The 25,999-nt window shown below is 66.4% G+C and carries 21 protein-coding genes; 7 read left to right on the plus strand and 14 right to left on the minus strand.

All coding sequences use genetic code 11. From position 1 onward, the window contains the following. Positions 1–46 precede the first annotated feature (46 nt). On the plus strand, positions 47–1,963 hold the full coding sequence (locus EJA05_RS24875; protein WP_223811874.1) for a pilus assembly protein TadG-related protein: 1,917 nt from the start codon (positions 47–49) through the stop codon (positions 1,961–1,963). On the opposite strand, the gene EJA05_RS24880 is transcribed toward EJA05_RS24875, so the two are convergent. Both EJA05_RS24880 and EJA05_RS24885 read right to left on the minus strand, forming a co-directional pair. Beyond that, positions 1,948–4,554: a PAS domain-containing sensor histidine kinase gene (locus tag EJA05_RS24880; RefSeq protein WP_125860528.1), complete on the minus strand. Its 2,607-nt coding sequence runs from the start codon at positions 4,552–4,554 to the stop codon at positions 1,948–1,950. The genes EJA05_RS24875 and EJA05_RS24880 overlap by 16 nt on opposite strands. 26 nt (positions 4,555–4,580) lie before the next feature. Next, positions 4,581–5,024, minus strand: a complete 444-nt coding sequence (locus EJA05_RS24885) for a TadE/TadG family type IV pilus assembly protein (protein WP_110992913.1) — start codon at positions 5,022–5,024, stop codon at positions 4,581–4,583. Between the two features lie 75 nt (positions 5,025–5,099). Here EJA05_RS24885 and EJA05_RS24890 point away from each other — a divergent pair, with 75 nt between their 5' ends. Next, positions 5,100–5,570 (plus strand): A24 family peptidase, encoded by a 471-nt coding sequence (locus EJA05_RS24890; protein WP_125465672.1) that lies wholly within the window; start codon positions 5,100–5,102, stop codon positions 5,568–5,570. A gap of 110 nt (positions 5,571–5,680) precedes the next feature. After that, a complete protein-coding gene (locus EJA05_RS24895; RefSeq protein ID WP_374046872.1) occupies positions 5,681–6,463 on the plus strand; it encodes a response regulator in 783 nt (260 codons plus the stop codon). 6 nt (positions 6,464–6,469) lie between these two features. Here EJA05_RS24895 and EJA05_RS24900 read toward each other — a convergent pair whose 3' ends face one another. The 8 genes from EJA05_RS24900 to cpaB form a co-directional block, all read right to left on the minus strand. Continuing rightward, the gene (locus EJA05_RS24900) at positions 6,470–6,736 is read right to left on the minus strand and encodes a DUF3613 domain-containing protein (protein WP_125860532.1); all 267 of its coding nucleotides are present in this window, start codon (positions 6,734–6,736) and stop codon (positions 6,470–6,472) included. Between the two features lie 13 nt (positions 6,737–6,749). Further along, positions 6,750–7,451, minus strand: a complete 702-nt coding sequence (locus tag EJA05_RS24905) for a tetratricopeptide repeat protein (RefSeq protein WP_125860534.1) — start codon at positions 7,449–7,451, stop codon at positions 6,750–6,752. Positions 7,452–7,463: 12 nt separating this feature from the next. Continuing rightward, positions 7,464–8,345: a type II secretion system F family protein gene (locus tag EJA05_RS24910; RefSeq protein WP_125861429.1), complete on the minus strand. Its 882-nt coding sequence runs from the start codon at positions 8,343–8,345 to the stop codon at positions 7,464–7,466. 8 nt (positions 8,346–8,353) lie between these two features. Further along, positions 8,354–9,235: a type II secretion system F family protein gene (locus EJA05_RS24915; protein WP_125860536.1), complete on the minus strand. Its 882-nt coding sequence runs from the start codon at positions 9,233–9,235 to the stop codon at positions 8,354–8,356. Beyond that, positions 9,232–10,488, minus strand: a complete 1,257-nt coding sequence (locus tag EJA05_RS24920; RefSeq protein WP_125465677.1) for a CpaF family protein — start codon at positions 10,486–10,488, stop codon at positions 9,232–9,234. The genes EJA05_RS24915 and EJA05_RS24920 overlap by 4 nt, the downstream gene beginning before the upstream one ends. Then, positions 10,485–11,675, minus strand: coding sequence for a pilus assembly protein (locus EJA05_RS24925; RefSeq protein WP_125860538.1), 1,191 nt, complete (start codon positions 11,673–11,675; stop codon positions 10,485–10,487). Before EJA05_RS24925 ends, EJA05_RS24920 begins: the two co-directional genes overlap by 4 nt. Then, a complete protein-coding gene (locus EJA05_RS24930; RefSeq protein WP_223811946.1) occupies positions 11,672–12,892 on the minus strand; it encodes a type II and III secretion system protein family protein in 1,221 nt (406 codons plus the stop codon). The genes EJA05_RS24925 and EJA05_RS24930 overlap by 4 nt, the downstream gene beginning before the upstream one ends. Before the next feature lie 109 nt (positions 12,893–13,001). Continuing rightward, positions 13,002–13,952 carry a Flp pilus assembly protein CpaB gene (gene cpaB, locus EJA05_RS24935; RefSeq protein WP_125860542.1) on the minus strand — a complete coding sequence of 317 codons (951 nt, stop codon included), beginning with the start codon at positions 13,950–13,952 and terminating at the stop codon, positions 13,002–13,004. A gap of 287 nt (positions 13,953–14,239) precedes the next feature. Here cpaB and EJA05_RS24940 point away from each other — a divergent pair, with 287 nt between their 5' ends. From EJA05_RS24940 to EJA05_RS24950, 3 genes are all read left to right on the plus strand, one after another. Beyond that, positions 14,240–14,422 carry a Flp family type IVb pilin gene (locus EJA05_RS24940; protein ID WP_110992923.1) on the plus strand — a complete coding sequence of 61 codons (183 nt, stop codon included), beginning with the start codon at positions 14,240–14,242 and terminating at the stop codon, positions 14,420–14,422. A gap of 48 nt (positions 14,423–14,470) precedes the next feature. Continuing rightward, on the plus strand, positions 14,471–14,878 hold the full coding sequence (locus EJA05_RS24945; RefSeq protein WP_125465681.1) for a response regulator: 408 nt from the start codon (positions 14,471–14,473) through the stop codon (positions 14,876–14,878). 120 nt (positions 14,879–14,998) lie between these two features. Then, a complete protein-coding gene (locus EJA05_RS24950; protein WP_125860544.1) occupies positions 14,999–15,646 on the plus strand; it encodes an RES family NAD+ phosphorylase in 648 nt (215 codons plus the stop codon). 24 nt (positions 15,647–15,670) lie between these two features. Here EJA05_RS24950 and EJA05_RS24955 read toward each other — a convergent pair whose 3' ends face one another. From EJA05_RS24955 to pbpC, 3 genes are all read right to left on the minus strand, one after another. Continuing rightward, positions 15,671–16,309 (minus strand): hypothetical protein, encoded by a 639-nt coding sequence (locus EJA05_RS24955; protein WP_125860546.1) that lies wholly within the window; start codon positions 16,307–16,309, stop codon positions 15,671–15,673. Between the two features lie 97 nt (positions 16,310–16,406). Continuing rightward, positions 16,407–18,074: a ShlB/FhaC/HecB family hemolysin secretion/activation protein gene (locus EJA05_RS24960; RefSeq protein ID WP_125860547.1), complete on the minus strand. Its 1,668-nt coding sequence runs from the start codon at positions 18,072–18,074 to the stop codon at positions 16,407–16,409. A 108-nt stretch (positions 18,075–18,182) separates the two neighbouring features. Continuing rightward, complete coding sequence (gene pbpC / locus EJA05_RS24965; protein ID WP_125860549.1) at positions 18,183–20,531, minus strand: peptidoglycan glycosyltransferase PbpC; 2,349 nt, start codon at positions 20,529–20,531, stop codon at positions 18,183–18,185. A gap of 68 nt (positions 20,532–20,599) precedes the next feature. Between pbpC and EJA05_RS24970 the strand changes: the two genes are divergently transcribed. Further along, a complete protein-coding gene (locus tag EJA05_RS24970) occupies positions 20,600–20,893 on the plus strand; it encodes a hypothetical protein (RefSeq protein WP_125860551.1) in 294 nt (97 codons plus the stop codon). Between the two features lie 130 nt (positions 20,894–21,023). Here EJA05_RS24970 and EJA05_RS24975 read toward each other — a convergent pair whose 3' ends face one another. Then, the gene (locus EJA05_RS24975; protein WP_125860553.1) at positions 21,024–25,922 is read right to left on the minus strand and encodes an alpha-2-macroglobulin family protein; all 4,899 of its coding nucleotides are present in this window, start codon (positions 25,920–25,922) and stop codon (positions 21,024–21,026) included. Positions 25,923–25,999: the final 77 nt, after the last annotated feature.

Here is a 25,999-nt window from a genome sequence, read left to right on the forward strand (position 1 = left end):
GCACCGCCGCCGTGCTGCCAGGCCACTGGCCGGCAAAGGAGTGCCTGTGGTTGCCCATCCAGCAATACGTCAACGCGGCGCGATCGGCCTGATGGCCGCACTGACCCTTGGCCTGGCCCTGCTGTTCATGCTGCTCACCGTCGACAGCGGGCGCCTGTACCTGGAACAACGCAAGCTGCAGCGCATCGCCGACATGGCCGCGCTGGAGGCCGCCGAACATGGCGGCGTCTGCAGCGGCGCCGGCGTCCAGGCCTCGGTCCTGGCCCGCAACGCCGCCACCCGCAACGGCCATTCCGTCAACAACCCCTTGATCGCCAGCTGTGGCTACCTGCGCACCGGCACTGACAACCTGCGGGTATTCAACGCCGATAACAGCCGCCCTGAAGCGATCAAGGTCGAAGTCCGCGAGCAGGTGACCACCAGTGCCGCCGGCGGCCTGTTCAGCCTGATCGATGGCAACTTCTCGCGTACCACCACGCTGCATGCCACTGCGGTGGCGGCCAAGCCCGCGCCGCCACAGGCAATGCTGCGAATTCGCAGTACCCTGGCAACCCTCGACTCGCGCCACTCCACCTTGCTCAATGCCCTGTTGACCAGCCTGGGCGGTAACGCCCAGCTCAACCTGGCCGGCTGGCAGGGCATCGCCGATACCCAGATCAACCTGCTCAAATATGTCGAGCAACTGGCGGTAGACCTGAATATCAAGGCCGGTGATTACGACAAGCTGCTCAACACGGATGCCACGCTCACCCAGTTGCTGAACGCCGCCGTCCATGTCTTGCAACAGAGCAGTTCGACGCTTGGCGTCGCCACCAACCTTGGCAATGTTGCTGTCGGGACACCCAGCGGCAAACTGCATCTGGGTGACATTCTCGACATCCAGAACGGCACGGCGCAGGCCGGTCTGGACAGCAGCATTCAGCTGTTGCAACTGGTCCAGGGAGTGATCCAGTTGGCCGTGAGCAAGAACGCTGCCAACGTCGATCTACCCATCAGCGTATTGGGGCTGGTCAATGGCCGAGTCCAGATGAAGGTGATCCAGCCCGAACAGGTCTCGGCGGTGGGCAACCCCGCCACCGACGTGATCGAAGTGCATACCGCACAGGTGCAGGCATTGGTATCGCTCGACCTGCCACTGCTCGATGGCGTGCTTGGGCTGGTGAATGCTGTGACCAGCCTGGCCGCCCCGCTGACCTCGGTGCTCAACGACCTGCTGCACTTGAACCTGGTGGGTGTGGTGCAGTCGCTGACTTGCGCGTTGGGGCTCAGTCAGTGCAAGTACGTCGACGTGAAAGTCGTGCCGGACAAAGCATCACTGCACATCGGTATCGAGGTGGCCAAGGCCGAAAGTCGGGTGACCGACTACCGTTGCCAACCCGACAAGCGCCTTACCGCCACCACTCGCAGTGCAGCGGCCATCGTGACCATCGGCAAGTACAAGGACGCGAACACCTTCTTCGTGAATGGAAGCTCGGCGCTCACCCCAATACCGCTCGTTGATATCGGCATCAAGACCTGCGGCCCACTCGGCGCCGCCTGTACCCGTGCCGCTTTCGCCGGAGGTGGCCTTGGGCTCAAGGCCAATGCCCCGATCATGCAGGCGACGACCACGCCGCTGCTGTTCGAAGGGAGTTCTGCACCGCCCGAGCTCAACCAGCTGCCGGCCTACCAGCGCATGAGCAACCAGGATGTGGTCGGCAGCCTGACCAGCACATTTGCGGGCGTTCAGATAGAAGCCTACAAGCCTGACGTGAACAATGTGTTCGGTGACCTGATGACCCTTGTGGCAGGCACGCTCTCTACCGTGAAAGGTATCCTGGAGCCGCTGATCAAAAACCTGCTCAGCCCACTGATCGACCCCTTGCTCAACGTGCTGCTCAAGACCCTGGGCATCGACCTGGCCAACGCCCAGGTCGGCGCCAACCTCAGTTGCAGCAGCGGGCATGCTCAACTGCTGCTGTGAAGCGGCAGTTCAACCCGGAAACACGCGCCCTCGTCGCTGTTGGCCACCGACAGGCTGCCGCCCATATGGCTGACGATCCCGTGGCTGACCGACAGCCCAAGGCCGGTGCCGACCCCGGCCGGCTTGGTAGTGAAGAAGGGTTCGAAGATACGTTCGAGCAGATGCGGGTCGATGCCACCGCCGTTGTCTTCCACCAGCAGGCACAGGCGCGAACCCAGCAAGGTCTGGCGAACACGAATCCACGGCTGCGCGCGGCGCTGCTCGAGCAAGGCGTCCCGGGCGTTGACCATCAGGTTGATCAACACCTGCTCCAGCTGGTCCTGATGGCCGAACACCTGCGGTTGCTCGGCGGGCGCCTCGATGCACAGGTTCACGCCCTTGCCGCGCAGCCCCTCCTCCAGCAAGGCGCGGGCCCCTTCCACCGCGCCCCAGGCGCTGAAGCACTCACGCTCGGGCGCCGAACGCCGGCCATACACGCGCATGTGCTCGACCAACCGCGCGGCGCGCTCGATCTGGGCCTCGATCCGGCGCAGTTTCTGTTCCATGTACGCAGGCTCGGCAGTGCCGTTCTCCAGGCGTTGCAGCGCGTTGACCAGCGCCATGCGCATCACGTTGAGCGGCTGGTTGATCTCGTGCACCAGCCCGGTGGCCAGCTCGCCCAGCGTGGCCATCTTCGCCCCCTGCAGCAATTGCTGCTGGCTGCGCCGCACCGCCGTGTTGTCACGGCCGACAGCCTGGATCTCCAGCAGGCGGCCCTGGGCATCGAACAGCCCGCGATCGGCCCACACCCACCAGGCCTGTTCACGGCCAGGCAGTTGCAGGCAAATTTCCGCGCTGCTCATCGGCTGCTCCGGGGTCAGTGCCTGCAAGCGCTGCAGGAAGTCTTCACGCTGGCTGGCGGACAGCCACTGGCCCAGGTTCGCGCCCACCAACTGCTCCGGCGTGCAGTGCAGGTAGTCGGCCAGGGGCCGGTTGCCGAACACCAGGCTCAGGTCCGGGCGGTAGCGGCAGATCATCGCTGGCGAGTCCTCCACCAGCACGCGGTAGCGCTCCTCACTCTGGCGCGTGCGCTCAGCGGCCTCGGTCGCTTCGCTGACATCCAGCCACAGCCCGACCACCTCCCGTGGCTGGCCGAGGTCGTCACGCAGCAGGCGCGCCTCATCGTGCATCCAGTGGTAGCCGCCAAGCTGATCACGCAGGCGGTAACGGCAGCGCACCTGGCCGTCGCGCAACAGGTCGCGGGTGCGCGCCAGCCACAGCGGCCGGTCATCCGGGTGCACGGCCAGGCCCGGCTGGCGGGCCAGCTCGCCGTCGGCAGGCCAGCCCAGCAACGGCGCCAGGCTGGTGCTGAAAAACTCGCTGTGCAGCGCGCCGTCGGCGTAGCGCTGCACGTAGATCACCGCCGGCGAACTGGCGATCAGGTTTTCCAGCCGGGCACGGGCAGTGCCGGCCTGATGTTCCTGGATCTTGAGCGCGCTGATGTCGAGCAGAAAACCGCGCAACTGCTGCCCCTGCAACTGGCCGACCCATTGGAACCAGCGCTGCGCCCCCATGCCTTCGGCCTCGCCCAGGCGCAGGCTGAGGTTCAGCGCCAGCCCTTCACGCGCCTGCTGCAACGCCAATTGCGCGGGCTCACGGTCGGCCGGGTGCAGGCGCGCCAACCAGTGCCCTTCACCGACCTGGCACGGCAACGCCAGCGTCGTGGCCAGCGCCGGGTCGAGTTGCAACTGGCCGTCCAGCGGCCACTCCCACCAGCCCGCCCCCAGTTGCTGCTGGAGGTCGTCGAGGTGGCTGGCCTGGTGCTGCAACTGCTGGTGCCGATGGCGCGCCAGCAGCGGCTCGACCAAGGTCCGCGCCAACGCCAGCGCCATGTCGGCCGGGGGCGGCTGCGTGGCCCCGGCGCACAGCAGCCAGGCCTCGGCATCCCGCCCTTGGCGGTAGGGCACCAGGAACAGCGAAAGCCCCCCGCAGCGCGCCAGCAGCTCGGGGTCATCGGTGACCTCGATCAAGGTCTGCGCTGGCAGTTGCCGCAGCCAGGGCTGCAGCCGGCCATCGTCCGGCCAGGGCCACTGGTCTTCGTTGCTGGCGTAATGGCGCCAGCCACCCGGCTCACGCAGCATCAGCCTCAGCGACGAGGCCTGCCAGTGTTCAGCCAGCGCCTGCAACTGCTCGCGGGTGGTCTGCAGCAAGCGCTCGGCGCCGCATTCACGTAGCGCATGGCCAATCTCCACCAGCAGTGGCCGCTGGCGGTCCCAGCGCTGCTCGCGCAGCAGGTCACCAATATCGAACAGCTGCAGCAGCCAGGCCTCGCCATGGCGCTGCAACCAGCCACGGGTATGCAGCGCCTGGCCCATGACGGTGTGGAAGTCCAGATCCAGCGGCTGCCCCTGCCAATCGCCGGGTTCGCCCTCGAGCACCAGCCAGCTGTGGCGTTGCAGGTAGTCGTGCACCCGCGCGGCGGAACGCCCAGGCAAGGCCAGCAAGGTCCGCAGCGGGCCCGCCAGACGCAGCACCCGAGCCTGATCGTCGAGCCACAGTTGCAGGCCCACCGCCGGCACGTTGGGCAGCTCGGGTGCAGGGGACGGCGCCATGCGCCAACGGTCGAACAGGCCGCCCGTCACAGTTGCAGGCTCGCCTGGGCCTGCAGGCGCGCAGGCAGCTTGGGCACCTCGCCGATCAGCGGCAGCACCAGCACTGGCAGTACCCGCTCCAGCCGATCACGGGGGTAGTCGATGGTGACCGTCAGCAACTTGTCCGCCCCCACCACAACCCGGGTGTCGCCCGCCACGTTGAAGCCGAGGGCGTCGGGCATCCAGGCCAACTGCCGGCTTATTACCTGGTGCGCCACGCCTTGCACGTCCAGGGCATAGGTGGCGCTTGCCGGGTCGACGGCCACGCAGCGACGCACCGCCTCGCTGCTGGCCTGGTTGAACGACTGCAGCATCAGCATCGGCAGGGCATAACTGACCAGCCCGTAGAACACCGCGAAAAAAATCATGAAAACAGCGACAAACTCGATGGCTGCCGCGCCTTTTTGCCGTCCCGCCGGGCTTGCTTGCATGATCGCGTCTACCCTGACTGTGAGACCTGTCTGACAGCATAGAACCGTTCAACGAATAGGGATGGCAATTTGCCAATGCAAAGCATTGTTCTCCTGATGTGGCTTGCCTTGTGCACCGAACAAGATGTCCGTGAACGGCAGATTTCCAACGCCCTCACCCTAGGTGTCGCGACCTGTGCCCTGGCCTGGCTGTTCGCCACCGGCCACACCTGGATCGGCGCCGATGCCAGCGAGGCCGGCTGGGCCCTGGCCATCGTCATGCTGCTGACATTGCCCGGCTACATGCTTGGCCGTTTCGGTGCCGGCGACGTCAAGCTGATGGGCGCCCTGGCCCTGGCCACCAGCCCGCAGTATGTGCTGGGTACTTTCATTGGTGCCGGCATCACCGTGCTGGCCTGGCTGCTGGGCCGGCGCCGGCTGTGGACCTTGCTCAACCCCAAACTGAAAAAGCGCCTACAGAAACTCGCTGAGGAAGTCGGTGACAAGCAGCCCTTTGCGCCTTATGTACTGGCCGGTTTTCTCCTGACGGCAGTTTGGATCCAATGAAGACTGAACGTTCGGATAGGGTGTACAGTCCATGTACTTGATTGCAAAGTGCGACTACTTTTTTGTTGCCGGTGCCTGCGGCCCGGCAGCAAGACCGATACGACAGGGAGTTGATCGTGAACAAGTCCGTCAGTGAAGTGAAAGTGCTGGTTGTCGACGACCAGCCGATGATTGTCGAAGAGTTGTGCGACTGGCTGGAAAGCGAAGGCTATCGCTGCATCCCGGCCCATTCCACGGACCAGGCCATCGAGCAGTACATCGCCGACGAAGCCATCGGCCTGGTGATCTGCGACCTGCACATGCCCGAGCGCGATGGCATCGAGCTGGTCCGTGCGCTGAAACAGATCTCCGGCAACCAGCGGATGTTCGAGGCAATCATGCTGACCGGCCGCGCCGACAAGCAGGATGTAATCCGCGCCCTGCGCGAAGGTTTCGCCGACTACTACCAGAAACCCATGGACCTGACCGAGCTGCTCGAAGGCGTGCGGCGCCAGGAACTCGCCTTGCTGGAGCGTAAGCGCAACTTTCGCGAACTGGGCAGCCTCAACCAGCGCTTGCAGGGCCTGGCCGAGTCCATCGACGAGCTCTACCAGGACCTGGAAAAAGCCCGCGGCCAGGGCGTGCATCGCCGCGCCACGGACATCGAGGAGGCCGAGCCGGAGCTGCCGTCGGCATTCGAGAAGCTGTCCCCGCGCCAGATGGAAGTGGCAAAGCTGGTGAGCAAGGGCAAGACCAACTACCAGATCGCCTGCGAGCTGGGCATCACCGAGAACACCGTCAAACTCTACGTGTCACAGGTATTGCGCCTGACCCACATGCACAACCGCACGCAGCTGGCACTGGCGCTGGCGCCCGGCTCGTCGCCGCTGCACCAGCGCTTCACCACCCATTGACGGCCATCAACCGCCGTTGTTCGACGAGCTGATCTTGGTCCAGCGATAGAAGTCCGGAATCTCGTACTTGTAGCTGTCCAGCCAGCGCTGCATGGACTGGTCGCGCTCCTTGTCGGTCTGCTGCTGGCGCACCGGCGAGGCCTGCCGATTGCTCGCCTGCACCTGCAACAGCGCCTCGGTGGCAGTTTCTGCCCGCGCTTGGCGCAGCGGCTGCTCGGCCTGTGCCAGCAGTGGCGTGGCCAGGCAGGCCAGGGCTATCCAGGGCTTGAACATGCTCACCTCCCGTTCAATTGATGGCCGCCGTCGGCGTGTTGCGGGCGGCGAGCGGGCCGCGCCCGCCGGCCCTGAGCTGCTGGGCCCGGGCCTGGGCTTCGGCGAACTGCTCAGGCTTGAGCCGCAGGCGCTTGACCAGGTCCTCGGCCTGGTTCCAGTTGTCCTGCAGCAGTGACAGGGCCACCAGGTTGACCGCCGGCAATGGGTTGTCGTCCTTCAGCTCAAGGGCAGTGAGGAACTCGAAGCGCGCCTGCTCATCGTTGCCCAGCTTCATCTGCACCAGGCCCAGGTCGTTGCGCACTTTTTCATCGGTCGGCGCCAGGCGTACTGCGCGCTGCAGGTTACGCAGGGCCTGGGTGTCGTCGCCCCGCGCCGCGGCTATCTGCCCCAGGCCATGCTCGCCCTCTGCCGCCAGGCAGCCCCCCAGCAGGCTGCGGTACAGCGGTTCGGCCTCGCTGCGCCCCAGCAGGCGCAGCACCTTGGCCTTGCGCAGGCGCACCTGGTCAAGGGTTTCCGGCAGTTGCTCCAGATGCGCCAACCCCGCATGCGGGCGACCTTCGCCAATCATCTGGTCGGCCATGTCCAGGCTCAGTTGCTGGTCGGCTGCGGGCTTGCCGCAGCTGCCGCCGCCGAGCAGGCGGGCCAGGCCTTCGGGCTGCTGCCCGGCACAACCGGTCAGCAGCAACAGGCCCGTCATCAGCACGATCGCTTTCATCCCTCTCCCCCCTCAGGATCCCAATGCCCGCGCCAAGGCGGAAAAGCCCGGCCCGGCCAGGACGATAAGCAAGGCCGGGAACAGGAACACCATCATCACCGCCGACATCTTTGCCGACATCTTCGACACCCGCTCCTGCAGGCCGGTCAGGCGCCGGTCATCCAGCAGCTCCTTGAGCGCCAGCAACGACTTCATCGAACCGCTGCCTTGCACCAGCAACTGCTGGAGGATCACGCAGGTGTCGATGAACTCGTCCACCGCCAGCAGCCGTGCGGTCTTTTCCAGTTCCGGCCCCAGCGCCAGCCCCGAGTCGACCCGCTGCAACACCAGCTGCAATTCGTCGCAGATGTTCGGCACCAGGCTGCGCCCCTCCAGGGCCAGCACGCGCAAGGCCTGCTCCACCGCAAGGCCGGTCTCGAACAGAATGCGCAGCAAGGGGATCATCAGGCTGACTTCCTGGGCGATCTTGCGTTGGCGCCGAGCCGCCGCCGCGGCGAGCAGGCGCTTGGGCACCAGGTAGCCGGCACCCAGCGCGCACAGCACCAGCACCATCCAGTTGCCCCGGCGCTCACCCGGCAAGCCATGCACCATCACCAGCACCAGGACCGTGGCCAGCAACGGCAGCCCGAGCTGCAGCGCGGCGAACAACGCCCGCTGCCGGCTGCGCCGCCAGCCCAGGCGCTCCAACAGCACCTGGGTCTCGCCGTCGAGACGCTGCAGGCGTCGCCCCAGCCGGCTGCTGCCCAGCCACTGCAGCCAGTCGCCCAGCCGTTCGTCAGGGGCCAGCCGCCCCTGCAGCCGCCGCGCCACCCGCTGACGGGCGCGCATCTGCCGCGCGGCCTGCAGCGCCAGCAGGGCAAAGCCTGCCAGCAGGCACAGGGCGCTGAACAGCATGGCCGCGTTCACAGGCGCCTCATCATGCGCCACAGCACCAGGCAACCGATGGCCTGGAGGGCGAAGGCCAGCAGCAACATCGTCTGCCCATGGCTGTCGCGCCACATGCCCAGCAGGTAACCGGGGTTGGCGAGCAGGAAATAACCGACCATGCCCAACGGCAACGCCCCCAGGATCCACGCGGTGATGCGCGTTTCGCCGGTCATCGCGCGCAACTGGCGGTCGCCCTGCTCGTGCTCGCGGATCAACTTGATCAGGTTCTCCATCAATTCACTGGCATTGCCGCCATGGCGCTGGTTGATGCGCAGGCCCAGGGCAAACAGGCGCAGCTCGTCCTGGCGGTACAACTCGGCCAGTTCACTGACCGCATCCTCCAGCGGCACGCCCATGCGCACGTTGCGCCGCACCCGCAGCATCGCCGAGTGCAGTGGCTCGCGCGTGCCATCGATCCCCCCGAGCACCGCGTCGTTCAAGGTACGCCCGGCTTTGAGGCTGCGCACGCTGTAGTCCAGCAGCCCAGGCAGTTGCGCGACGATCTGCCGCACCCGTCGGCGGCAGCGCCAACTGAGGTAGGCATGGCCAAGCAAAGGCAGGCCGAGCAGCATCAGCACTGCCGCCACCCAGCCTGCGGCCAGGCCGGCGACCAGCACCAGGCCCAGCCAGGCCAGCAACCCGTAGTGCAAGCTGCGCTCGCCCGGCGTCAGGCCGGCCCGCTGCAACAGCGGGTCGAGCCAGTCACGCCTGCCACTGGCGCCGCGCACTGCGCGGTAGGCCCGGCCCAGGCGATGCAGGATGCGCTCCTCACCGCGCTTGTGCAGGGCCACACGCCACAGCAGCAACGCCATGCCCAGGCACAGCGGCGCCAATGCCAGCAGCAGCGGGCCGATCACAGCAGGCCCTCGTGGCGCAGCTTGGCCCCTGCCGGGTGCGGTGCCTCGCTGAGGAACACATCGCCGCCGCGCCGGTCGAGGCGAAACAAGGTATTGGTGACGTACACATCGTCACGCACGCCGACCACCTCCAGCACTTCGCTCACGCAACGGCGGCCATCGGCCAGGCGGGTCAGCTGGATCACCACATCCAGCGCCGCGCAGATCATCTGGCGCAGGGTCTTCTCGGCCACCTGGCGGCCCGTCAGGCCGACCAGGGTTTCCAGGCGCAGCAGGGCATCCTGCGCACTGTTGGCGTGCACGGTGCTCATCGAGCCATCGTGGCCGGTGTTCATCGCCGTCATCACATCGACCACTTCGGCGCCACGGATCTCGCCGAGGATGATGCGGTCGGGGCGCATGCGCAGGGCGTTGCGGATCAACTCGCTGGCCTTGATCTCGCCATGGCCTTCGGCGTTGGGCGGACGGGTTTCCAGGCGCACCACGTGCGGGTGGTGCAGTTGCAGCTCGGCGACATCCTCGATGGTCACCAGCCGCTCCTGGGGCGCGATCATCTGGCTGAGGATATTGAGCAAGGTGGTCTTGCCGGTGCCGGTGCCGCCGCTGACGAGGATGTTGCAGCGCCGGCCCACGGCGCGCTCGAGGAAATCGTAGATCGCCTGGTCGATGGCCCGGGTGGCCAGCAGGTCGGCACTCTTGAGCATGTCCTGGCGAAACTTGCGGATCGACAGGCACGGCCCGTCCAGCGCCACCGGCGGGATGATCGCATTGACCCGGCTGCCGTCGGGCATGCGCGCATCGACCATCGGCGACGACTCGTCCAGGCGCCGCCCCAAGGGCGCCAGGATGCGCTGCATCACCCGTTGCACATGGTGTGCGTCGATAAAACGCAAGTCGGTGTGCTGCAGCAGCCCGCCCCGTTCGACGAATACCCGGTACGGGCCATTGACCAGGATTTCGGTGACACTCGGGTCGCGCAGCAGCACTTCCAGCGGACCGTAGCCGGTCAGCTCGTCGACGATCTCTTCGGCCAGGCGCTCCATCTCGTAACGCGACAGGGCCAGGCGCAGGCGCGCCACATAGTCGCCCACCTGCTCCAGGACGAACTGCGCCAGGGCCGGGCGCGCGCCTTCGAGCAGGTTGCGGCCAGTGTCCTCGATGGCATCGATGACATGCCGGTGCAGGGCCCGCTTGAGCACCTGCGGGTCGTTTGCCGCCTGCCGCGGCCCGCCAAAGGGTTCTTCGCTGCTCATCGGTTGCTCCACAGGCGGCGCAGCCAGGTGTGGGTGGGGGGCGCCAGGTTTTCCGAGCGCCGCGCCAGGCGCTCGCCGAGTTCGCGCAGTGCCTGGCTCAGCGCTTCGCGTGGGGCCAGCTCGAACAGGCTCAGGCCCTGGTTCTTGGCATTCAGGCGCAGCTCCGGGCTGTAGGGCATGACCTTGAGCAGCGTCAAGCCATAGCGCTTGGCCAGGGCCTCGGCATCCGGCGCCACATGGCGCATGAAGCGGTCGACCAGCAGGCTGGCATGGTCGAGCTTGATGCCGCGATCACGCCACTGCTCGAGCAGCTCCAGGTTGCGCCGGCAATCGAGGATGTTCTGGTCGGTGTACAGGATCAGCTTGTCGCAATGGCTGACCAGGGTGCGCAACGCTTCGCTGTCGGCCTGCCCGGTGAGGTTCAGCACGATGTGCTGGAAATGCTGGCGCAAGGCACTGAGCAGCATGTACAGCTCGGCGGCGCTGGTCTGCTCCAGCGCCTCGTCGTTGGCGGCGTAGGCGAGAATGCGCAGGCCGCCTTTGTCGCGGGTGAAGGCGCTGTCGATCAGCGTGGCGTCGAGCCGGCGCAGGTGGCGCAAGGCATCGCCGAAGTGGAACGACGCCTCCAGCCCCAGCAGCGCCAGGCTGTCGCCACGGGGCAGGCCCAGGTCGAGCAGCAGGGTCTGCTGGCCGCTGTCCTGCACCACCCGCGCCAGGTGGGTGGTCAGCAGCGCACCGTCGGCCCCGCGCTGGGCACCGTAGAGCACGCTGAGCACACCCAGGCTGGGGTTGCTGGCCACGGTCGGCAGGCGTTTGCCCAGGCGCCGTACCAGCCCGGCCACCTCGCTGGCACGCGAACCATAGGCGACGAAGTCGCGGGCGCCAGCGCGCATGGCATGCAGTACCAACTGGTTGTCCATGCCATCGCCGAGCGCGACGATGGCCAGCATCGGCTTGGCCTCCAGTACCCCTTCGATCAGCGCGCACTGGGCGATCAGTTGCTCGCGGTCGAGGCCGATGAACACCAGGTTGCTGAAGGTCATGTCGACCAGCGCCAGCAACTCGTCGAGGCTCGGGCCATTGGCGCCGATCACCTGCCCCAACGGCGCCAGGGCGCCCTGCAGCCATTGCAGGTCGTCCTGGTTGCGGGTCAGGGCCAGGTACGTCTGGTTGTGGCTTTCGTTCATCGGGACAACCCGCCTTGGCCTTCGAAACTGCCGTTTTCCATGAAGAACAGGCGACCCCAACTGGGGTCGTAGGTACGCAGCGCCTCGCCGGGCAGCTCCGGCAGGCGCGCGTCGGCGGCCAGCGGCTGGACCAGGTGCGGGGTCACGATCATCAGCAGTTCGGTCTCTTCACGGTTGAGCGCCGATTGGCGGAAGAACGCGCCGATGATCGGCAGGTTGCCCAACCCCGGCAGCTTGTCCACGGAAGAGCGCACGTTACTGCTGACCAGCCCGCTGATGATGAAACTCTCACCATCGGCCAGGGAAATGCTGGTGTCGGTGCGCCGCACGCTCAGGGCCGGCACCTGGGTGCCGGCGATGGTCACCGCGTTGCTGTAGTCCAGCTCGCTGACCTCGGGGGCCACCTTGAGGGTGATGCGGTTGCGGCTGACCACCGTGGGGGTCAAGGCCAGGCGCACGCCAAATTCCTTGTACTCGATCGAGACGTTGTCGCTGCCACTGCTGGGCACCGGGATGGGCACCTCGCCGCCGGCCAGGAAGCTTGCGGTCAGGCCGCTGAGCACGGTCAGGCTGGGGCGCGCCAGGGTGTAGGCGAAACCGCTGTTCTCAAGGGCGTTGATCATTGCCAGGAACCGGCTGCTGCCGCCGCCCCAGACAATGTTGAAGACGTTGTTGTCGAGCGGGATGCCCGGCCGCACATCGGCGTAGGTCACCGGGTTGGTTCCGGTCTGGATGCCCGGCACATAGTCGGGGCGCACAAAGGTGTTGGGCACCGTGTTGGGCGAGCCGAACAGGCTGTTGTTGGAGCCTTTGAAGAACAGCCTGGCGCCGGCTTCCTTGTATTTTTGCCGACGCACCTCGACGAATCGGATATCGGCCTGCACCTGGATCGGCAGGGCGTCCTGCCCAGCGGAGGGTTGCGCCACCTCGGCCATGTCCGCGCTGGCCCGGCCCTTGACGAACAGCATGGCCCGGTGCGGTCGCGGGGCGCAGTCTGTCCACAGCATCACGCTGGTATTGCCCTGCCCCACCGAGGTCAGCAGCACGGCGCGTTCGCCGCTGGGCTGCACATCGGCCACCTTGGGGTCACCCACCGCGGCGCGGATGATGGCCACCGGCAGGCGCAGCTCCTGCTGCAGGCCCTGATCCATCTCGATCACCGAAGGCAACTGGTCGAATGCCGCGCACCCCTTGCCCGCCGCTTGCGCCACCGGCATCGACAACGACAGGGCGAGACACAACAGCCAGGGCCGCTGCGCGGAGCGACGCGGCGTGCGACGCCAGGTACTACGCAAAGAACTACGCATGAAATGCATCCTTGCCGGGTCAGGGGGTGTTGTTCGTGTCGGCGGCCTGGGCAGCGCCACGAATGATCTGCATGGTGGGTACCGCCGCAACCGCGGCCGGGCCAGCCAGCGGCACCTGGGACAGCTGGCTGAAGCGGTAGAGTTCACGGTTGGCGGCGTCCACTTGAGCGCCTGCGTCCTGGCCGGACCAGTAACGCGCCAGCAACTGTTCGTCGGCGCTGCGCACTGCCAGGCGCAAGGTGCCGGCCTGAGCGGCCAGCATCAGGCGGCTGGCCAGGGCCTGGGGCACGGCCAAGCCCACGGTGCGGGTAACGGTGCCACCCATCATCTGCTGGTCACGGCGGGCTTTTTGCTCTTCGGCGGTCTGCGCCGGGCGACCGTCATTGGCCAGGCCCGTCTGCTGGTCGACGCTGAGCACACGCAGGGCCGGCAGCACCACCTGGGCGGAGGATTGCGGGTTGTTGGTCTCTTCGCGCAGGAACAGCAGCACATCGACATAGTCGCCGGGCCGCAGTTGCCCGGCTGCGCCCACCACATCATCCACCGCCACCGCCACCGCGCGCTCATGGCTGCGGATCATCCGCGCCAGCGGGCCGCCCGTCTGGAAGCTCGACTCGTCGAGCCAACTGCCGGCCTCCAGCGGCCGCGAACTGCTGCGCCCCAGCACCTGTTCAGGCTGCTGGAAAGCCCCGGCGGGCACTACCTGCAAGCGCTCGACCAGCACATCGTCAGCGGTCAACGGGGTATTGGCCGGCACCGCCCTGCGCAGCACCAGCATAGGGGTGCGTGGCGGTTCCGGGGGTTGTACGGGAGCCGGGGCAACGGCGGGGGCCGACGCCTCGGTGGGGGCGACAGCGACAGGCGTTGGCGCGGTTTGCGCCGGGCGGCTGAGGCGCAGGCCCCAATAGCCGGCCAGCAAGGCAGCCAACAGAAACAGGCCAGCGAGGACCATGGTCAAGCGACTGCTCATTTCCGCACTCCCTGCGCCGGGGACCAATGCTGGCAAAAAGTAACTATTTCGCTATTGCAAGTTAGCGCAGCCCTGTCGAATCGCCATTTGTCCGGCTACGTTTTTTAAGCCATGAAATTGACGCATAAAGAAAACAGGAACTTAGCCTCGCTGATTAAAGTTAATACTTTAGAACTAATGCTTTGTTACATTTGCAGGCTGCCACGGCTTGGCAATCCTGTGATGGCAAAGGGGTGTCACATTTCAAGCCCCGTGACCGGCGCCGACCGTGCGCAAGGAGATCTGCCATGCTGCTCCACCTGATCATCCTCCACTGCAAGAACTTCCTTCAGCGCAAGGACGGCGCCTCCGGTATCGAATACGCGGTGATCGCGGCCATGGTCGCGGTCGTGCTGGCCGGGTTCGTCACCCCCATCTCGGGCGAGGTGAAAGCCATCATGACCACAATCCAGACCGCGATCACCCAGTAACCTAGCGCTGCGTGCATGCCGATTGATCCAGACCTTCGGGAGCCGACCATGCCGACCTCTTCCTTGCGTCAACAGATCCTGCTGGTCGATGACGAGGAGGAGGCCCTGCTGGAGCTGGCCGAACTGCTGGAAAACCAGGGTTTCTGCTGCCATACCGCCGTCTCGGTGAAGACAGCCCTGCAACTGCTCACCCGCCACCCGGATGTCGCCCTGGTGATCACCGACCTGCGCATGCCTGAAGAGAGCGGCATCGGCCTGATCAAGCGCCTGCGCGACCATACTGCCCGCCAGCACCTGCCCGTGATCGTCATGTCCGGGCACGCTGACATGGACGACTGCAGCGATCTGCTGCGCCTGCAGGTGCTGGACCTGTTCCGCAAGCCGATCTACCACGCGAGGTTGCTGGAGACGCTGGAGAACCTGTTCCCCAAGCCATTGCTGCATGCGGTGAACTAGCGGCGGGCCCGCGCGCGAGGTACATCCTGTCACGGCTACACAAGCGACAACCATTGGACAGCCCTGCAACAATGGCCGCCCCCTTGCCGGGAGCAATGCCATTGAGGACTACCACCGCCAATGCCCGCCGAAGACCTACGCCAGCGCATCGAAACAGCCATTGCCAACCATGGCCTGCCCACTCGACGGATTGTCCGCGCCACGCGTGTCTATCGCGTACAGCACTGCGGCTTCAAAAACCCGATCTACTACAACCGCAACTCGGACAGCCGCTACGGCGACCCGCAGTTGGCCATAGGTGTCTGCTATGTGGCCCTGAGCGATATCGTTGCGGTGGCCGAAACGCTCCAACATGGCCGACCGGGCAGCGCCAGCTCGGTGCTGCGCAGTGAGATCGCGATGCTGGCCCTGCATGAGTTGAAGGCCACCCGTGAGCTTGTCGTGGTCGATGCTGGCGCACTGGCCCGCAATGCTGGCAGCCCCTTGCAGGCGATCGTGGCGTCGAAGGGCCAGGGCAGTGTCGGCTATCTATACACCCAACTGCTCAGCGGCGTGGTCATGCGCCATGCCGCGCAGGTGGACGGCATTCTCTACCCTTCGCAGGTCTACCCCATCACCGCGAGTCTTGCTGGCTGCAACCTGGTGCTGTTCGAAGGGCGAGGCGACCAGCTGACAGCCCTGCGCTGCCGGGCGCTGGATGATCTGCTATTGAGCACAGATGAAACCGTCGGCGAAGTGCTCTTGCGCACGCAGGTGGCCGTGCAATAACAAACCGGCCACAAGGCCGGTCTGCTATTTGCCCATGCTCAAGCGATTACCAAAGTCGCGAACGATGACCGCGAATGCACCGGGTTCATCAAGCAAGTGGTAGCGAGGGAGCTCGTTGGGCGCCTGCCCTGGGTTGGAGTAGTCCATGCTCCCGAGCAGGAAGCCGAGCAGCAAGTTCACCTGCGCTGTATCTCGTGGCTGGACGGCCACAGCCTTCACCAGTTCCGCCACCTGCGGGCATGCCGCGTTGTTGACGAACTGGAAAGCCGGATAGTGTTTGCGCGCCCCTTCGCTATAAGCCAGGACCTGTCCTTGCAATACCCGCTTGTTCAAGGCCTGGCGGGTAATGCCGAGGATCGCGCAGACGGTCTTCGAATCGAGCAGTTCGTACCCCTTGCTGATCTGCTCGAAAGCCAGTGCCTTACCTTTGGCATAGGCAATCTGGTTACGCACCTTGGGGCTGCGCGGCTGTTGCTCAGGGCGTGGCAAGATGGCCTGCAAGGCCTTGAAATAATCGTGCTCGACATCACGCTCGGCCAATGCCGCCAGCTGGGGTTGGGACAACTGCGCCAGAAAATGCTCGAACCCTTCCAGCAGCGCAGTTTTAGTCGCCTCGGATGCGGCTTGGGATATACGGGCGGCGGTGGGTTCGGCGACTTTCATGGCATGGCCTCATCAGTGATGGGTAGCAGTGCCGATCAGCCTATAGCGGCACCAACACACCGTCAACCTGTCAACCCGTCAATCCATCTCCCCCGTCTCAGAGTGGATAGCTGAAACTGAAGCTCAACCTCGGTCGCCGGCTCAGACTGTCCAGCGCAATGTCCGACATCGGCTTGGCCACCTCGACGGCGATGTTGTAACCCTGCCCATCACCAAAGCGCAGGCCAATCGCAGCAGAGGACATATGCGCCGACTGCACCTCCAGCCTGTTGAACCAGGCCCGCGCAACATCCAGCACGGCATACGGCTGCAGCACTCGAAGCCAATCGCCCTCACCCCTGAAACTGTAATTGAGCTCGTAGGCCAGCCCCCAGCCCTTGTCACCGGTGGCTTGGTCACGGGGGTAGCCACGGCCGAAGTTCTGCCCGCCGAACACCACCCGCTCACTGTCGGGCAGGCTGTCATTGCTCCAGTAACCCGCCGCCGAGGCCACGCCCTGCCAATGATCGGTGAAGTTGTCGCGCTGCAGGCCCGACAGGCGCAAGCGCAGAAAATCCAGGTCGTGGCCGGCGTTGCTGCGCGCACCGAAATGGTCCAGCCCCTGGTACACCCCGCCACTCACAATGCGCAGGCGCCGAGCCTCTGCCTTGCGCCAATCGACCTCGAACGACAGCGCGCGGACATCGGTCTCGCTGTCCATCTGCCGGGGCGCGCCAAGCCACTGGTAGTCGGTACGGTCCTTGACCATGTAGATACGCCCCACCGCCTCCAGCCACTCGCTGGCAGAGACGATCAGCGGTTGGCTCAGGCCAATCGAATAGCGCTCACTGTCGCGCTGCTGGAGCAAGTCATCGCCATTGTCCAGGCGAATCCGCGTGCGCGGATCACTGCGATAACGCGAGGCCGACAGCAGCAACTGCGAGCCCTCAGCGTCGACGAACTGGGCGTAGTCCAGGCGATAGTAGTGCGCCTTGTCCTCACCCGGAGGCGTCAGCACGCTGGCGCTCAGTTGCTCGGCGAAACGGGTCTGGGCGTTGCTGCTGGCACCCAGCAATGCCTGCAGGTCATCGCGGCTGCCGTCGTTGAGCTGGATAGTGCCGGTGAACGGTTTGCGCAAGGCCCGGACAACCATCCGGGCGCGCCCGTCGGCAGTGCCCGGCGCCAGTACCTGCGCCTGGGCAGTGACACCGGGGATGCGGCCGATCAGGCCGGTATAGCGTTCCAGGCTGGCCCGGGTCAGTGGCCGCTCGCTCACCAGTTTGTCCAGCAACTGGTCCAGGTAGCCGCGCGCCGGGCCAATGTCGCCCTCGAGCTGGCAATCGCCAATGTAGCCTTCCACCAGCACCACCCGCACTCGCCCCTCGCTGAAGTCCTGGGGCGGCAGGAAGGCGTACGAAAGCAGGTAGCCGTCCTGCTGATAGCGCTGGGTCAGTCGATCAGTCAGCTCGACCAGTTCGCCCAGGCTGACCTGTCGACCGATCAACGGCTGGTAGTGTTCGCGCAAGTCGCTCAAGGGGTAGACGGTGCCCCCTTCGAACCGCACCTTGTGCACCTGCACCGGCGTGCTCATCGACAGCGCTGGCTGCTGCACCGCACGCGGCGCGGGCAATTGCAGCACAGGCGCAGCGGGGCGGTAGGCATCCACCGGCAGGTTCGGCGTGGGCAGCTGTGCTTCGATCTGGCTGCTGTCGAGGAAACCCGGCAGCGGGGCAGCGTGGACCAGGCCGCCCCAGCACACCAGTAACATCACCAGCAGTGGACGCATGCGGACGCTCCCTGATCCCGAAGGTGCGCGAGTGCCCGTTGCTCACCCCCGCCACAGCAAGCGTAGGTGCCGGGATTGCAATCAGCCACCAGGCCACGCCCCGCTGAATCACTCGCTGACCTGGAACTCCACCCGCGCGGTTTCGCCGCTCTCGTCCAGCGCACTGAGCTCAATGCGCCCGGCCTGTTCGAAGCGCACCAGCAGGCTGTCCTGCCCGCGGGTTTCGCCCAGCGGCTGGCCATTCATGAACCACCAGCGCTGCCCGCCACCGCCCAGCGCCGACACCCGCACCTGCAGCGGCTCGCTGTTGGTGGCCGGGCGGCGCAGGTTGTCGCCCGGGCGCACACCGACGATCGACAGCGGGGGTGCGCTGGCCGCCACCTGCGGCGGGCAGCTCGGGTCCACGGCCGGCAGCCGCGCCGCACGCTGTTCGACTCGCGGCAGCCAAGGCTCCAGCGGCGCTGGCCACAGGGCTATGTCACGGGCCCTGGCGCCCGGGCAACCGGCATCGACGCGTAGCCCCTGCTCGTTGACCCATACCGTGTCGCGCAAGCCCAGGCCCAGCGGCTGGTCGGCGGCCTGCAAGGTGGGTGGCGTGGTGTTGTCGAGGGTCCAGGCGAAGCGCTGGCGGCGGCAGTTGGGGTCCTGGCGGTTCATCGGCTGGCCCAGCGGCCAGCAGATCGCGGCAACGCCCACCGAGTCCGGCACGGCCTCCACCGGCAGGCGGATGCCGCGCTGGGCATCACGGTTGCTCAGCAGGTCGTGCACCTGCAGCATCAGCGGCGCCGCCGAGGCCAGGCCGAACTGGCCCGGCACTGGCGTACCGTCCGGGCGACCGATCCACACGCCGATCAGGTAACGCGGGCCGACGCCCACCGACCAGGCATCACGAAAGCCATAGCTGGTGCCGGTCTTCCAGGCTAGTTGCGGGCGCTGCACCAGCTCGGCGTGAGGGTCGCGGTCGGGGCGTGCCAGGCCGCTGAGAATACGCCGGGTGACCCATGCCGAACCCGGTGACAGCAGGCGCTGCTCCAGCAGCGGGTCCTGCGGTTGCAGGCGGATCTTCGCGCTGCGCCCCTCACGGGCGAAGGCGGCGTAACCGCCGACCAGGTCTTCCAGCCGGCTGCCGGCACCACCGAGGATCAACGACAGGTTCGGCTCGGCCAAGGGCGGCAACACCAAGGGCACGCCGCCCATGCGCATCTGTGCAGCGAAGCGTTTCGGCCCGTAGGCTTCGAGCAACTGCACCGCCGGCAGGTTGAGCGACAGCGCCAGTGCCGAGCTGGCCGACACCGGGCCACTGAAGCCCATGGAGAAGTTACCCGGGCGGTAATCGCCATAACGCCGCGGCACATCCTGCAGCAGCGACTCGGAGTGGATCAGGCCATCGTCCATGGCCATGGCATAGAGGAAGGGCTTAAGGGTCGAGCCGGGTGAACGCAGGGCATGGATCATGTCGACATGCCCGAAGCGGCGCTCGTCGCCGATGTCGATCGAACCAAGATAGGCACGTACCGCCATGCTCTGCGTCTCCACCACCAGCAACGCCGCCGAGGTGCGCTCGGGCAGGCGTGCACGCCAGCCCAGCAGCAGGTCTTCCAGGCGCCGCTGCAGGCTGGCGTCGAGGGTGGTGCGGATCAACGGCGGGCTGTTCGGCGTGTTCAGACGCCGGGCCAGCAGCGGTGCCAGTGCCGGTTCCTGGCGCGGGGCGAGCAACAAGGGTTCCTCACGCGCCTCGGCAATGCGCTGTGCCGGCCACACCTGGTACTCGGCCAGGCGCTGCAGCACCTTGTCGCGGGCACGCTGGGCGCGCTGTGGATGGCGGTCGGGGCGCAAGCGGCTCGGTGCCTGCGGCAGCACCGCGAGCAAAGCGGCCTCGGCCGGCGTCAGGTGTTTCGGTGATTTGCCCAGGTAAGCCCAACTGGCGGCCGCCACACCCTGCAAGGTGCCGCCGAACGGTGCGCGGTTGAGGTAGATCTGCAGGATTTCGCGCTTGGGCAGGTGCCACTCCAGCTGCGCCGTGCGCCACAGCTGGCGCAGCTTGCCCGGCAGGGTACGGTCATGCGGGTCGAGCAGGCGCGCCACCTGCATCGACAGGGTGCTGCCGCCGGACACCACGCGCCCGCCGCGCAGGTTGAGCCAGGCCGCACGGGCCAGGGCCATGGGGTTGACCCCCGGGTGGTGGTAGAACCAACGGTCCTCGTAGCCGAGCAAGGCCTCCAGATAGAGCGGCGAAACCTCGTCCGGGCTGACCGGATAACGCCACACGCCATCGGCATCGGCGAAACGCCACAGCGGTGTACCATCCTCGGCCAGCACCACCCGCGCCAGGTCGTCGCCCGGCATCGGCAGCGGCCAGATGCGGTCGGCCAACCACAACAGGGCGATGGCCAGCAACAGGCCAACGGCGCCGCGCCGCAGGGCTCTCATCAGGCGTGGGCGGGCTAAGCTTGGCATCGGGAACCGACCGGGCCGGGTGATGGCCAAAGGCTTGGAACCACCGATTCGTTCATCAGGAAGCAACTATGCATGTAGAAGGTTTTTTCGAGTGGCTGGGCCAGGTACTGGGGTCGGTGATCCGTTTCATCGTCGATGGCCTGAGCGGGTTGTTCAACCTGCTGGCCAATGCCGGCGGCAACTTCATCGATGGCCTGGCACGCACCCTGGGCATGGACACTTCGCTGATCAGCATCCTCGCCTTGATCGTCGGGCTGATGCTGCTGTACTCGGCGGTGCGCGCGTTCATGCGGGCATCGATCATTCTCGGGATCATCTGGGCGTTGCTGGGATTGTGGGTGTTGAGTTGGGTGGTGCATTGATTCACTGAGTGATCCCATAACGCCCCATCGCTGGCAAGCCAGCTCCCACAGGGTTGGCGCAAGCCTCGAAGACTGCGCCGAACCTGTGGGAGCTGGCTTGCCAGCGATGCGGCCGATACGGCCCTGCCAATCAGCGGGCGCGCACCACCATCTCGCCCTGGCTCTCGCCGACGGCCTGCACGTTCGGCCGGTACATCGACTCCACCTGCGGCGGCGGGATGCGGTAGCTGCCCGGGGTCACCGCACGCGCCAGGTACAGCAGGTGGGTGGTGCCGTAGCTGTCGAGCTTGAGCGCCGCCACGTAGCGGTCGTCGCGGTACTCCTGGTGCACCACGCTGGCGTTCTGCATCGACTCGCGCCACTGCTTCACCGCGCTGCTGGCGTTGTCCAGGCTGGCGGCGCTCTGCGCCAGGTTCTGGTTTTCAAGCTCCAGCCCCGCCGGCAGCAGGTCGACCACCAGGGCATCCGGCACGTGGTCCCGGGCCTTGAGCGCCAGGTGCACCAGCACCAGGTCGCCACTGCGCAGGCTGCGTACATCCAGCGGTTGGCCATTCATGCCCAGGTACTCGCGGCGGATTTCCAGGCCATTGCCGCTGGCGACCGGGGCCTGGCGCGGGTAGCCCGACAGCGTCAGCTGCTGGTACAGGGTGTCGCTGCCTTCGTTCTGCACCGTCAGTGGCGAGGCCAACAGCGGGCCTTCGAGCTTCATGCCCGAATCACTGTTGCTGAACTCACGAACCTCGCCGGCGCTGTCCAGGCGTGCCTTCCAGCTGCCCTCCGGCTTGCCCAGCAAGCCACGGCCGGCGAGGAACAGGGCATTGCGCTCCTGGGTCGACAGCCAGCGGTTGGCTGCCAGCTCGTCAGACAGCGCGAACAAGCGCTGGTCGACCTGGTTACCGGCCAGGTTGTTCTCCTGCAACAGCGCGAGGATCAGCGCCTGGTCACGCAGCGCGCTGCCATAGTCGGCCATCCAGCCCTGGCTGCGACTGACCGCCAGGCCCGCCTGCAACGCCTGCTGCGAACGCGGCTTGTCACCCATCTTGTCCAGCGCCACCGCCAGTTGCACCAGCGGCAGGCCGGAGCGGGCATCGCTGCGGCGGTCGAACAGGCTGCGCAAGGCACCCAGCGGCGCCTGTTGGCTGCGCGCCAGCACCAGCGCGGCATAGGCCTGCACGGCAAAACGGGTGTGTTCGGCGTTCTGGCTGTAGTTGACCTCGATCAGGTTGCGCTCCTGCACATAACGCAGCAGGCGCTCGCTGGCCTTCTTCAGGACTTCGGCCGGCACCGCGTAGCCTTGCTCGCGGGCGCGCAGCAGGAAGTCAGTGACATAGGCGGTCAACCAGTACTCTTCCTCGCTGTCCGAACTCCACAGGCCGAAGCTGCCGTTGTAGCGCTGCATGCCCAGCAGGTGCTCGATGCCCATCTCGATCTTGCGCTTGCGCACATCGGCCGGCTCGCCCTTGATGCCCAGGCGCTTGAGGCTGTCGGCATCGGCGTACAGCGAGGGGTACAGGCCACTGGTGGTCTGCTCCAGGCAGCCATAGGGGTAGGCTTCCAGGGCGCGGATCTGCTCGGCCAGGTTCAGCGGCGGGCGGCTCGACAAGGCCAGCGTGGCCTCCAGGCCCGCCGGCTCGAACTCGGCCAGGTCGCTGCCCGGCAGGCTCCACGGCTGGTCCTTGAGGGCCACGCGGTAGTGCTTGAGCATCGCCGGGTAAGCCGGGCGGATGCCCAGTGTCCACTCGCGTTCGAAGGTGTTGGCCGGCTCGCCCGGCAGTTGCAGGCCATTGACCTGCACCCGCACCTTGCCCTGGCCGAGGCCGCCCTGGGCCTGCACCGGGATCATCAAGGTGGTGCGCTGGCCTTCGCCGAGCGCGACGTTCTGCTGGGCCCCGCCCAGCAGGTTCAACTGGCCTTCGCCGATCACCTGCACGGTAAGTTGCTGGGCACGGCCGGACAGGTTGGCCAGGTCCAGCGCCAGGCTGGTGCGGTCGCCACCGGCAAGGAAGCGCGGCGCCGACAGCTCGGCAATCAGCGGCGCGGCCACCACCGTCTTGCCTTCGGCCATGCCGAAGTGCTCTTCGGTCCAGGCCTGGGCCATCAGGCGCAGCTCGCCGTTGAAGTCGGGGATGTCGACCGTGGCCTGGCCTTCGCCTTTCTCATCCAGGGTCACCGGCAGGCTCTGCTGGGCAACGATGGTGACCGTGGTGTTGGGGCGCTTGCCCCCCTTGGCCATGGCCGCGTCGCCACCGAACGCCAGGCTGGCCAGGCGGCCCTGGCCGGCCTCGATCAACTGGCCGTAGATGTCCAGCTGGTCGGCGCCGTAGGCCTTGCGGCCGAACAGGCTGGCGAACGGGTCGGGGGTCTTGAAGTCGGTGATGTTGAGGATGCCCACGTCCACCGCGGACAACAGCACATGCACCTGCTTGGGCACGCTGCCGTCGGCGTTGACGGCCTTGAACTTCACGGTCAGCGGCTGTTTCGGGCGCATCTTCTCCGGTGCCTGCAGGCTCACCGCGAGCTTGCGCTCGGCACGGTCCAGCGGCAGGTGCAACACGCCTACGGCGCGCTTGGGCGTGGCATTGGCCTTGCGCTCGCCCGGGCGAATCACCAGGGCGCTGATGTACAGGTCATGGCGTGCCCACTTCTTGTCCAGCTCGACCTCGAAGGTCTTGCCTTCGGCCGGCACGTCGATTTCCTGCCACCACAGCGGGCCATCGGCGGACTCGACCATCAGGTAGCCGGAGCCTGCGGCCGGCGGGGTGACGGTGACCTTGGCGGTGGTACCTTCCTTGAAGGCCGGCTTGTCCAGGGCGATCTTCACCTGGTCGGGGCGCACCGCGCCGCCTTCGGCGTTGTCCTGGGCGCGGTAGCCCGCCCAGAAGCGCGCGCTCGACACCAGGCCGGTCTGCGGGTCTTCCACCTCGACGCGGTACGGGCCCCACTCCACCTGGAAGTTCAGCTTGGCGGTGGAGCCGGCCTTGACGCTGACGGTCTCTTCGCTCTGGGTGAGGAATTTTTCGTTGTAGTTGTAGCTCCAGCCGTCGCTCTGGGAGTAGTTCCAGTAGTAGTCGCGGCGCTCACGGATCAGGCGCACCTTGAGGTCATTGGCGGCGAGCTTGTTGCCGTTCTGGTCGGCGACCAGGAACTCGAACTCCACCGGGCCGTCGCCGTCGGTCTCTTCACCGTCGAACAAGCCGCGCAGGCCCGGCAGGCGCTCGGCAGGCCAGATCGGCTGTTCCAGGCGGCGGGTGATCGGCCGGCCACCGGACTCCTGCAGGCTGGCCTGCACGGTCAGTTGCAGCGGTGAACGCGCTTCGCTCCAGCGGCTTTCGATATCGATACGGGCCTTGCCGGCCTGGTCGAGGGTGACTTCGTCCAGCTCCAGGTCCTGGTTCAGCTCGGTCTCGGTGACCGCGCCGAACTGGTAGCCCGGCAGCGCCTTCACCGCTTCGCGCAGCGGGCGCACGTAGGCCTGGCCGCTGAGGCGGTTGCCGGCCGCCGGGGCGCCGTAGAGGTAACGGCCATTGACCTGGATGGTGGCGGTCTGCTCGGGCGACAGCGGTTTGCTGCTGCCCTTGAGCTCCAGCGCCAGGCGCTCGGGGAGGAAGTCCTCGACGAGGAATTCGTAAACCTGTTTGCGGCCACCGCCCAGGTCCAGCAGCAGTTGCCAGCGGCCGGTCGGTGCTTCCGTGGCCAGTTGCAGCTGGTACTGGAACAGGCCGTTCTGGTCGGCCTCCCAGACGAACTTGCGGCTCACCTGCTCATCCGGGCGACGCACTTCGACGCTGACCGGCTGAGCCTTGACCGGCTTGCCGTCCTGGTCGCGCAACAGGCCGTTGAGCAACACCGTTTCGCCTGGGCGATACAGGTCGCGTGGGCCGAAGATGAAGAACTGCAGCGGGTTGGCCTGGGGGCCGGTGATGTCGAATTCGGCCAGGTCCAGGGCCGCGGTGTTCAGGCGCAGCAGGGTGGTGTGCACGCCCTGGGTGGCGATCAGCGTGTCGGCCTTGGCGGTGATCGGCAGTTGCGCGTGGCCGTCGCCGTCGGTCTTGGCCTGCGCCAGCAGCTTGCCCTTGTCGTCGTGCAGTTCGAGGGTCACGTCCTTGAGTGCCTTGCCGCCTTCCAGGGCCTGGGTGAAGACGTCCAGGCGGTCGCGGTAGCGGTGGGCAGAGACGCCGATGTCACTCAGGGTGAACAGGGTCGCCGGCTGCGAATAGTCGTAGGTGCCCGAGGCACGCATCACGGCCAGGTACACCCCCGGTTCCTGCAACGGCTTGATCCCGGCGATCGGCAGCAGCACGGTCTCGCGGGTGTTGCGCGCAGGGTTGAGGTCGAAGCGGCCGCCGTAGACCAGCTCGGCCATGTCCAGGGTTTCCTTGGACTGGTAGTAGTACAGGCTGCTGTTGCGGCCCCAGTTGGCCAGGAAGGTCGAGAGCATCTCGGGTTTGACCCGGAAGAACTCGACATCGACCTTGGGCACGTTCAGGGCAATCACCGGCAGGCCTTCGGCCAGACGGGTCGGCAACAGCGAGCCACGGCTGGCGAAGCCCACGGTGGGCTGCATGTCGCGGGTTTCGAAGCGGCTGACCGATTCGCTCTCGAGCGTATTGCCGTTGACCGCCAGCAGGCCCTTGTCGATGGTCAGGACCATCTTGCGCTGCGGCTCCAGGTGGCGCAGGCGCAACTCCATCTGGTTGTCGGAGAGTTCCCAGGCGCCGTCGACCTTGCCCTTGACGGTGTCGACCAGGTGCAGCTTGGCGGCGAAGTCCTGGTTGGCGTCCAGCGGCGCGGACAGGCTGACCGACAGGGTGCTGGCACCGTCGAGCTGCACTTCCGAGACATCCAGCACGTTGAGCTCGCGGCCGGCGTAGCGCTTGGCGAGCACGGCCGGGTCTTCGCGCTTGGCCGCTGGTTGCTCGATGGCAGCGGCGGGTTTCTCGGCGGGCGCCGGTGGTTTCTCCGGTTTGGAGGAATCACAGGCGCTGAGCAGGGCCAGCGCGCAGGCCAGCAACAATCCTTTGTTGAGCATTTTGAGGGGGAACTCTTTGGCAGCGTGTACGTGAGGGGGGCAACTATAGCGCAACGCGGTCAGGGTTACCCGACCGC

This window comes from Pseudomonas oryziphila, from assembly GCF_003940825.1.
In the GTDB taxonomy this organism is placed as follows: domain Bacteria; phylum Pseudomonadota; class Gammaproteobacteria; order Pseudomonadales; family Pseudomonadaceae; genus Aquipseudomonas; species Aquipseudomonas sichuanensis.

What these genes read in the sequence shown, in the direction of transcription:
- EJA05_RS24920 (WP_125465677.1), bottom strand. Translation starts at nt 10,488, where the DNA reads ATGAGCAGCGAAGAACCCTTTGGCGGGCCGCGGCAGGCGGCAAACGAC.
- EJA05_RS24900 (WP_125860532.1), bottom strand. Translation starts at nt 6,736, where the DNA reads ATGTTCAAGCCCTGGATAGCCCTGGCCTGCCTGGCCACGCCACTGCTG.
- EJA05_RS24910 (WP_125861429.1), bottom strand. Translation starts at nt 8,345, where the DNA reads ATGCTGTTCAGCGCCCTGTGCCTGCTGGCAGGCTTTGCCCTGCTGGCG.
- pbpC (WP_125860549.1), bottom strand. Translation starts at nt 20,531, where the DNA reads ATGCCAAGCTTAGCCCGCCCACGCCTGATGAGAGCCCTGCGGCGCGGC.
- EJA05_RS24940 (WP_110992923.1), top strand. Translation starts at nt 14,240, where the DNA reads ATGCTGCTCCACCTGATCATCCTCCACTGCAAGAACTTCCTTCAGCGC.
- EJA05_RS24905 (WP_125860534.1), bottom strand. Translation starts at nt 7,451, where the DNA reads ATGAAAGCGATCGTGCTGATGACGGGCCTGTTGCTGCTGACCGGTTGT.
- EJA05_RS24930 (WP_223811946.1), bottom strand. Translation starts at nt 12,892, where the DNA reads ATGCCGGTGGCGCAAGCGGCGGGCAAGGGGTGCGCGGCATTCGACCAG.
- EJA05_RS24975 (WP_125860553.1), bottom strand. Translation starts at nt 25,922, where the DNA reads ATGCTCAACAAAGGATTGTTGCTGGCCTGCGCGCTGGCCCTGCTCAGC.
- EJA05_RS24960 (WP_125860547.1), bottom strand. Translation starts at nt 18,074, where the DNA reads ATGCGTCCACTGCTGGTGATGTTACTGGTGTGCTGGGGCGGCCTGGTC.
- EJA05_RS24945 (WP_125465681.1), top strand. Translation starts at nt 14,471, where the DNA reads ATGCCGACCTCTTCCTTGCGTCAACAGATCCTGCTGGTCGATGACGAG.
- EJA05_RS24950 (WP_125860544.1), top strand. Translation starts at nt 14,999, where the DNA reads ATGCCCGCCGAAGACCTACGCCAGCGCATCGAAACAGCCATTGCCAAC.
- EJA05_RS24925 (WP_125860538.1), bottom strand. Translation starts at nt 11,675, where the DNA reads ATGAACGAAAGCCACAACCAGACGTACCTGGCCCTGACCCGCAACCAG.
- EJA05_RS24970 (WP_125860551.1), top strand. Translation starts at nt 20,600, where the DNA reads ATGCATGTAGAAGGTTTTTTCGAGTGGCTGGGCCAGGTACTGGGGTCG.
- EJA05_RS24880 (WP_125860528.1), bottom strand. Translation starts at nt 4,554, where the DNA reads ATGGCGCCGTCCCCTGCACCCGAGCTGCCCAACGTGCCGGCGGTGGGC.
- cpaB (WP_125860542.1), bottom strand. Translation starts at nt 13,952, where the DNA reads ATGAGCAGTCGCTTGACCATGGTCCTCGCTGGCCTGTTTCTGTTGGCT.
- EJA05_RS24955 (WP_125860546.1), bottom strand. Translation starts at nt 16,309, where the DNA reads ATGAAAGTCGCCGAACCCACCGCCGCCCGTATATCCCAAGCCGCATCC.
- EJA05_RS24890 (WP_125465672.1), top strand. Translation starts at nt 5,100, where the DNA reads ATGCAAAGCATTGTTCTCCTGATGTGGCTTGCCTTGTGCACCGAACAA.
- EJA05_RS24885 (WP_110992913.1), bottom strand. Translation starts at nt 5,024, where the DNA reads ATGCAAGCAAGCCCGGCGGGACGGCAAAAAGGCGCGGCAGCCATCGAG.